This is a genomic window from Streptomyces sp. W16 (genome assembly GCF_033194735.1).
GTDB lineage: Bacteria > Actinomycetota > Actinomycetes > Streptomycetales > Streptomycetaceae > Streptomyces.
The window spans coordinates 1-6,976 of sequence record NZ_JAWOAI010000502.1 but is presented as its reverse complement, the minus strand read 5'-3'; the positions used below and the strand labels follow the sequence as shown (position 1 = coordinate 6,976).

The 6,976-nt window shown below is 69.3% G+C and carries 6 protein-coding genes and 1 pseudogene; 6 read left to right on the top strand and 1 reads right to left on the bottom strand.

The window, feature by feature from the left end; translation table 11 throughout:
• Positions 1-879, top strand: a pseudogene (locus R6V09_RS41845) (hypothetical protein); the annotation flags it as partial.
• A gap of 193 nt (positions 880-1,072) precedes the next feature.
• On the top strand, positions 1,073-2,008 hold the full coding sequence (locus R6V09_RS41840) for a cellulose-binding protein (RefSeq protein WP_033285426.1): 936 nt from the start codon (positions 1,073-1,075) through the stop codon (positions 2,006-2,008).
• Between the two features lie 54 nt (positions 2,009-2,062).
• On the opposite strand, the gene R6V09_RS41835 is transcribed toward R6V09_RS41840, so the two are convergent.
• Complete coding sequence (locus R6V09_RS41835) at positions 2,063-2,629, bottom strand: TetR/AcrR family transcriptional regulator (RefSeq protein ID WP_317886726.1); 567 nt, start codon at positions 2,627-2,629, stop codon at positions 2,063-2,065.
• A 96-nt stretch (positions 2,630-2,725) separates the two neighbouring features.
• Here R6V09_RS41835 and R6V09_RS41830 point away from each other — a divergent pair, with 96 nt between their 5' ends.
• The 4 genes from R6V09_RS41830 to R6V09_RS41815 form a co-directional block, all read left to right on the top strand.
• Positions 2,726-4,093 (top strand): DHA2 family efflux MFS transporter permease subunit, encoded by a 1,368-nt coding sequence (locus tag R6V09_RS41830; protein ID WP_317886725.1) that lies wholly within the window; start codon positions 2,726-2,728, stop codon positions 4,091-4,093.
• Between the two features lie 9 nt (positions 4,094-4,102).
• Positions 4,103-5,071: an ABC transporter ATP-binding protein gene (locus R6V09_RS41825; protein ID WP_317886724.1), complete on the top strand. Its 969-nt coding sequence runs from the start codon at positions 4,103-4,105 to the stop codon at positions 5,069-5,071.
• Position 5,072: 1 nt separating this feature from the next.
• Entirely contained in the window at positions 5,073-5,843 is a 771-nt protein-coding gene (locus tag R6V09_RS41820) for an ABC transporter permease (protein ID WP_317886723.1), read from the top strand.
• 113 nt (positions 5,844-5,956) lie between these two features.
• A partial coding sequence (locus R6V09_RS41815; protein WP_317886722.1) for an ABC transporter ATP-binding protein occupies positions 5,957-6,976 on the top strand: 1,020 nt, incomplete at its 3' end.

Here is a 6,976-nt window from a genome sequence, read left to right as displayed (position 1 = left end):
GACGCGGAGGCGGAGGCCGAGCGGGTCACCTCGGCGGCACGCGAGGAGTCCGAGCGGACGTTGGACGAGGCCCGCAAGGAGGCCAACAAACGCCGGTCGGACGTCGCCGAGCAGGTCGACACGCTCATCACGGAGACCGCGGCGGAGGCCGACAAGCTTCTCAGCGAGGCGCAGCAGCAGGCGCAGAAGACGACGGCGGACGCCGAGGCGCAGGCCGACTCCATGGTCGGCGCGGCGCGCAACGAGGCGGAGCGGCTGGTGTCCGAGGGCACGGTCGAGGGCAACTCCCGGGTGGAGCGGGCCCGTACGGACGCGGACGAGCTGCTGGTCGGCGCGCGTCGGGACGCGACCGCCATAAGGGAGCGGGCCGAGGAGCTGCGCGACCGCATCACGAGTGAGATCGAGAGTCTGCACGAGCGGGCCCGCCGTGAGTCGGCGGAGACGATGAGGTCGGCCGGCGACCGCTGCGACGCGCTGATCAAGGCGGCCGAGGAGCAGCTCGGCAAGGCGCAGATGAAGGCCAAGGAGCTGGTCTCGGAGGCCAACTCCGAGGCGGGCAAGGTCCGTATCGCCGCGGTGAAGAAGGCCGAGGGTCTCCTGAAGGAGGCCGAGCAGAAGAAGTCCACGCTGATCCGTGAGGCCGAGGACCTGAAGGCGGAGGCGATCCGCGAGGCCCGGCGCACGGTGGAGGAGGGCAAGCGCGAACTCGACGTGCTGGTCCGCCGCCGCGAGGACATCAATGCCGAGATCTCCCGTGTCCAGGACGTCCTGGAAGCGTTGGAGTCTTTTGAGGCTCCGACGGCGGCCAAGGACGGCGGGGTCAAGGCGGGAGCCGCCGCGGGCGCAACTCGTTCGGGTGGCAAGTCGGTTGAAGGCTAGCCAAGCCTAGGAACCTCCTGTGAGGTTCGGGCGTTCTGGGGCCTTTGACCCGGTCTTTGGCAAGCGGTCGGACGGTTAGCCACTCAAAAGGGGTGTCATTCTCCAGATCAAACACGCATCCGCTCGATGACACACCGCTTCGGCCCCTAGGATTCCACCTATCACCTCACCGGTCTCATTCGACAGGAACCCCATGAGCGACACTTCCCCCTACGGCTTCGAGCTTGTGCGGCGTGGGTACGACCGCGCTCAGGTGGACGAACGCATCTCGAAGCTCGTCTCCGACCGTGACAGCGCTCTGGCTCGTATCACTGCTCTTGAAAAGCGCATCGAGGAGCTCCACCTCGAAACGCAGAACGCCGCGGCCCAGGTAAGCGACGCCGAGCCGTCGTACGCTGGCCTCGGCGCGCGGGTCGAGAAGATCCTCCGCCTCGCCGAGGAAGAGGCCAAGGACCTGCGCGAGGAGGCCCGGCGCGCGGCCGAGCAGCACCGCGAACTCGCGGAGTCCGCTGCTCAGCAGGTCCGCAACGACGCAGAATCGTTCGCTGCGGAGCGCAAGTCCAAGGCGGAGGACGAGGGCGTCCGGATCGTCGAGAAGGCCAAGAGCGACTCCGCCCAGCTGCGTGGCGAGGCCCAGAAGGACGCGCAGCAGAAGCGCGAGGAGGCCGACGCTCTCTTCGAGGAGACCCGCGCCAAGGCCGCGCAGGCCGCCGCCGACTTCGAGACGAACCTCGCCAAGCGGCGCGAGCAGTCCGAGCGCGATCTGGCGTCTCGTCAGCAGAAGGCGGAGAAGCGTCTCGCGGAGATCGAGCACCGCGCGGAGCAGCTCCGGCTGGAGGCCGAGAAGCTTCGCACGGACGCCGAGCGTCGCGCCCGTCAGACGGTGGAGACGGCTCAGCGCCAGGCCGAGGACATCGTGGCCGACGCGAACGCCAAGGCCGACCGGATCCGTTCGGAGTCCGAGCGCGAGCTGGCCGCTCTCACCAACCGTCGCGACAGCATCAACGCGCAGCTGACGAACGTGCGCGAGATGCTCGCCACGCTCACCGGCGCCGCGGTGGCCGCCGCGAGCTCGCCGGTCGAGGACGAGCCGATCTCTCGTGGAGTTCCGGCTCAGCAGTCCCGGTAGTCACGCGGTAGTTCGTACGGCTGAGGCCCGCATTCCCTTCGGGGGGTGCGGGCCTCAGCCGTGCCCGGTCACCAGCGGCAGGAACACGTCGTCCACGATCTCCTCCAGCGTCGAGTCCGTCACCAGCCGGTCGCTCAGGACGATCTCGTGGCGCAGGAGGTCCGTGGGCAGGGTCACGATCCGCTCGGGAAGGTCGGCCGTGGGTACCTCGCCCCTCTTGGCGGCCCGCTCCAGCACCGTGGTCATCACCCCGTGCATGATCTCGACGGCTTCCGGTTTCCGGTCGCCCGCCTCGGCCAGCAGACCGTGGATGACGTCCGGGCCGACCTGGCGCTGCCGTTCGGACATCAGCCGCAGTACGGCGAGGACGTCCTCGCGCAGCGAACCCGTGTCCGGGACCCGGTCCGCGATGGATCCGCTGTGGTGGCGCATGGCGGCGATCACGAGGTCCGCGCGGTTGCGCCAGCGGCGGTAGAGGACCTGTTTCCCGGTACGGGCCCGGGCGGCGACGCCCTCCATGGTGAGCCTGGTGTATCCGACGGCCATGAGTTCCGCCCAGGTGGCGTCCAGGATGTCGGCCTCCAGGGCGGCACCCCGCCGCCGTGTGCCCTCCTCGGCCATCCGCACACCTCCGTTAAGAGACCTTGCGTCTCCAATCCCGGTCAGCCTATCGTGCCCATTGGAGACGCACCGTCTCTTAAACCGGGAGGGATCCGCATGCCCAGGGAAAGCCTCGACCCCGCCGTCCTCAAACTCGCCGGCATCCTCGTCCTCGGCGCCCTCGCACCCCTCCTCGACAGCACGATCGTCTCGATAGCCATCCACACCCTCGGCCACGACCTGGACGCCCCCACCGCCACCGTGCAGTGGGTGAGCACCGCCTATCTCCTCGCCCTCGCGATGGTCGTCCCGGTCAGCGGGTGGGCCGCCGAGCGGTTCGGGGGCCGACGGGTGTGGCTCGGGGCACTGACCCTGTTCATGGTGGGGTCGGTGCTGTGCGCGCTCGCCCAGGACATCGAGTGGCTGATCGTCTTCCGGGTGGTCCAGGGCATCGGCGGCGGGCTGATGCTGCCCGTGCTGCAGACGCTGATCTTCCGGGCCGCGGGCGGACGCAGGCTCGGCCGGCTGATGGCCGTGGTCTCCCTGCCCGCCCTGGTCGGACCGATCCTCGGCCCGGTCCTCGGCGGCCTGATCGTCGGCCACCTCAGCTGGCGCTGGATCTTCTACGTCAACCTGCCGATCTGCCTGCTCGCCATCGAACTGGCCCGGCGGGGCGTGCCCAAGGACTCCGGCCGGGCGACCGCGCGCCTCGACGTCCCCGGGCTCGCGCTGGTCTCACCGGGGTTCGCGGCCCTCGTCTACGGCCTCTCCGAAGTCGGCGCCACGGGCGGCTTCGGACACGCGCGCGTGCTGGTACCGCTGGCCGCCGGAGTGCTGCTGGTCGCCGCCTTCGTCGCCCGCTCGCTGCGCTCCCCCGAACCGCTCGTCGACCTCCGGCTGTTCCGCGTCCGGTCGTTCGCCGCGTCCTCGGCACTGCTGTTCGCGGGCGGACTGGCGATGTTCGGCGGGATGTTCCTGCTGCCGCTGTACTACCAACAGGTGCGCGGCGAGAGCGTGGTCACCGCCGGACTGCTGCTCGCGCCCCAGGGAGTCGGCGCGCTGCTGGCCCGTACCGCGGGCGGCCTCACCGACCGGTACGGCCCCCGCCCGATGGTGCTGGGCGGCCTCCTGCTGACGGCCGTCGGCACCCTCCCCTTCGTGACCGGCACCGGAGACGACCTGCTTCTCTCGCTCGCCCTCGTGGTGCGCGGCCTCGGTATGAGCGCGGTCAACCTGGGCGTGATGGTCGGCGCCTTCGAGGGCCTCACCCCGGAGCAGATTCCGCACGCCGGCTCCACGACCCGGATCGTGCAGCAACTCGGCGGCTCCTTCGGGACGGCCGTCCTGGCGACGGTCCTGGCCCAGGGACAGGGAGCCGCGGCCTTCCAGCACGCGTTCGCCTGGGCGACGGCGTTCACCGTTGTTGCCTGCGGCGTCGGACTCTGTTTGCCCGTTCGGGTGGCATCCGCCGAACTGCCGTCTTAGCGTGGCCGCATGATCGAGCTTGAGGGGCTGACCAAGCGGTACGGCGAGAAGGTGGCGGTCAACAACCTCACCTTCGCCGTCCGGCCCGGCATCGTCACGGGCTTCCTCGGCCCGAACGGCGCCGGCAAGTCCACGACGATGCGCATGATGCTCGGGCTCGACCGGCCGACCGCAGGTGACGTACGCATCGACGGCCAGCGCTACGACCAGCTCAAGGACCCGCTGAAGTACATCGGCGCCCTCCTCGACGCCAAGGCCATGCACGGCGGGCGCAGCGCCTTCAACCATCTGCTGTGTCTCGCGCAGAGCAACGGCATCTCGAAGGCCCGGGTGCACGAGGTGCTGGACACCGTCGGGCTCACCTCCGTGGCGAAGAAGAAGGCCAAGGGGTTCTCGCTGGGCATGGGCCAGCGGCTCGGCATCGCGGGCGCTCTGCTCGGCGATCCGCGGATCCTGATGTTCGACGAGCCGGTCAACGGGCTCGACCCCGAGGGCATCCACTGGATCCGCAACCTCATGAAGTCCCTTGCCGGGCAAGGCCGTACGGTCTTCGTCTCCTCGCACCTGATGAGCGAGATGGCGCTGACGGCCGATCACCTCGTCGTCATCGGACAGGGCCGCCTCCTCGCGGACACCTCCATGGCCGACTTCATCCAGCAGAACTCGCGGTCGTACGTCCGGATCCGCACCCCGCACCGCGAGCGGCTGCTCGACGTGCTGCACCAGGCCGGGATCACCGTCGTCGAATCCGGCAACGGGACCCTTGAGGTGGATGGCGGCAGGTCCGAGCAGATCGGTGAGCTGGCCGCGCAGCACCAGCTCGTGCTGCACGAGCTGAGTCCCCAACAGGCCTCCCTGGAGGAGGCGTTCATGCAGTTGACCGCGGAGTCGGTGGAGTACCACGCGCATTCCGACACACCCCCTGTCGCACCTGCCGAGCAGCAGCAGGGCTGGGGCGACGGCTGGAAGAAGGACTGACATGGCGGCGACCCAGGTCATCCGGTCGGAGTGGACCAAGATCCGTTCCGTCGCGTCGACGGTGTGGACGCTCTCGCTCGCCCTGGTGGTGACGATCGGGCTCGGCATGCTGATCTCGGCGCTGTCGAAGAACCAGTTCGACGACATGAGCGCCAAGGACAAGCTGTCCTTCGACCCGACCTTCATCAGCTTCGCCGGGATGAGTCTCGGGCAGCTCGCGATGATCGTGTTCGGGGTGCTCGTCGTGTCGAACGAGTACAGCACCGGCATGATCCGCACCTCCCTGGCGGCGGTCCCGCAGCGCGGCACCTTCCTGTTCGGCAAGATCGCGGTGGCCACCGGGCTCTGTCTCGCCGTCGGGCTGGTGACCAGCTTCGTCACGTTCTTCCTCGGCCAGGCGATGCTCGGCTCGCACCGGGCCGAGATCGGCGACCCGGGTGTGCTGCGCGCGGTGATCGGCGGCGGGCTCTACATGACCCTGATCGCGATGTTCTCCATGGGCGTCGCCTCGATGCTGCGCTCGCCGATGCTGTCGCTGGGCATCCTGATGCCGTTCTTCTTCCTGATCTCCAACATCCTCGGCAACGTCTCCGCGACGAAGAAGATCGGCCAGTACCTCCCCGACCAGGCCGGCAGCAAGATCATGCAGGTGGTCACCCCGGTGGACGACTCCGCGCCGTACGGGCCCTGGGGCGGATTCGGGATCATGGCGCTGTGGGTGGCCGCTGCGCTGATCGGTGCCTACGTCCTGCTGAAGCGGCGGGACGCGTAGCCGAGGCCACGGCTTTACTCGCTCTTGAGCGGAACCGTCAGCGCCCCGATATCCTCCTAACCCTTACGGGGGCGTGTGCCCTGCTGTCCTGATCCTTTCGATGGGTGCGGAGCATGATCGAGGCTGTCGGCCTGACCAAGCGCTACGGCGACAAGACCGCCGTGTACAACCTTTCCTTCCAGGTGCGGCCCGGTGCCGTCACCGGTTTCCTCGGGCCCAACGGCTCGGGCAAGTCGACGACGATGCGCATGATCCTCGGCCTGGACAACCCCACGTCGGGACAGGTGACGATCGGCGGCTTCCCCTACCGCAAGCTGCCGAACGCCCCCAGACAGGTCGGTGCCCTGCTCGACGCCAAGGCCGTGCACGGCGGCCGGAGCGCCCGCAGCCATCTGCTCAGCCTGGCCCAGCTCTCGGGCATCCCCGCCCGGCGGGTGGACGAGGTGCTCGGGGTCGTGGGCCTCCAGGACGTGGCGAGAAAACGCTCCAAGGGCTTCTCCCTCGGCATGGGACAGCGACTCGGCATCGCCGCCGCCCTCCTCGGCGACCCCCAGGTGCTGCTCTTCGACGAGCCGGTCAACGGCCTCGACCCCGAGGGCATCCTCTGGGTGCGGAACCTGATGAAGGCGCTCGCGGCGGAGGGCCGTACCGTCTTCGTCTCCTCGCACCTGATGAGCGAGATGGCGCTGACGGCGGACCACCTGATCGTGATCGGGCGCGGGCAGCTGCTCTCGGACATGAGTGTGCGGGACTTCATCTCGGCAAACTCGGCCGACTTCGCGCGCGTGCGCACCCCCGACACCGAGCCCCAGCTCCGCGAGAAGCTGACCTCCGCGCTGACCGAGGCGGGCGGCCACGTGCTGCCCGAGCAGGACGGCGGGCTGCGCGTCACGGGACTGCCGCTGCCTCGCATCAGCGACATCGCGCACGACACGGACGTACGGCTGTGGGAGCTGTCCCCGCATCAGGCCTCGCTGGAGGAGGCGTACATGCGGATGACGCAGGGGGCCGTCGACTACCGCTCGACGATCGACCAGAAGGCCGGTCTGATGCAGCCGATGCCGCCGGGTGCGCAGCCGCCGATGCCGGTGCCCGGGCAGGGCCAGCCGGGCTGGTACGCGCCGCCGTCACCG

What these genes read in the sequence shown, in the direction of transcription:
- R6V09_RS41840 (WP_033285426.1), top strand. Translation starts at nt 1,073, where the DNA reads ATGAGCGACACTTCCCCCTACGGCTTCGAGCTTGTGCGGCGTGGGTAC.
- R6V09_RS41835 (WP_317886726.1), bottom strand. Translation starts at nt 2,629, where the DNA reads ATGGCCGAGGAGGGCACACGGCGGCGGGGTGCCGCCCTGGAGGCCGAC.
- R6V09_RS41830 (WP_317886725.1), top strand. Translation starts at nt 2,726, where the DNA reads ATGCCCAGGGAAAGCCTCGACCCCGCCGTCCTCAAACTCGCCGGCATC.
- R6V09_RS41825 (WP_317886724.1), top strand. Translation starts at nt 4,103, where the DNA reads ATGATCGAGCTTGAGGGGCTGACCAAGCGGTACGGCGAGAAGGTGGCG.
- R6V09_RS41820 (WP_317886723.1), top strand. Translation starts at nt 5,073, where the DNA reads ATGGCGGCGACCCAGGTCATCCGGTCGGAGTGGACCAAGATCCGTTCC.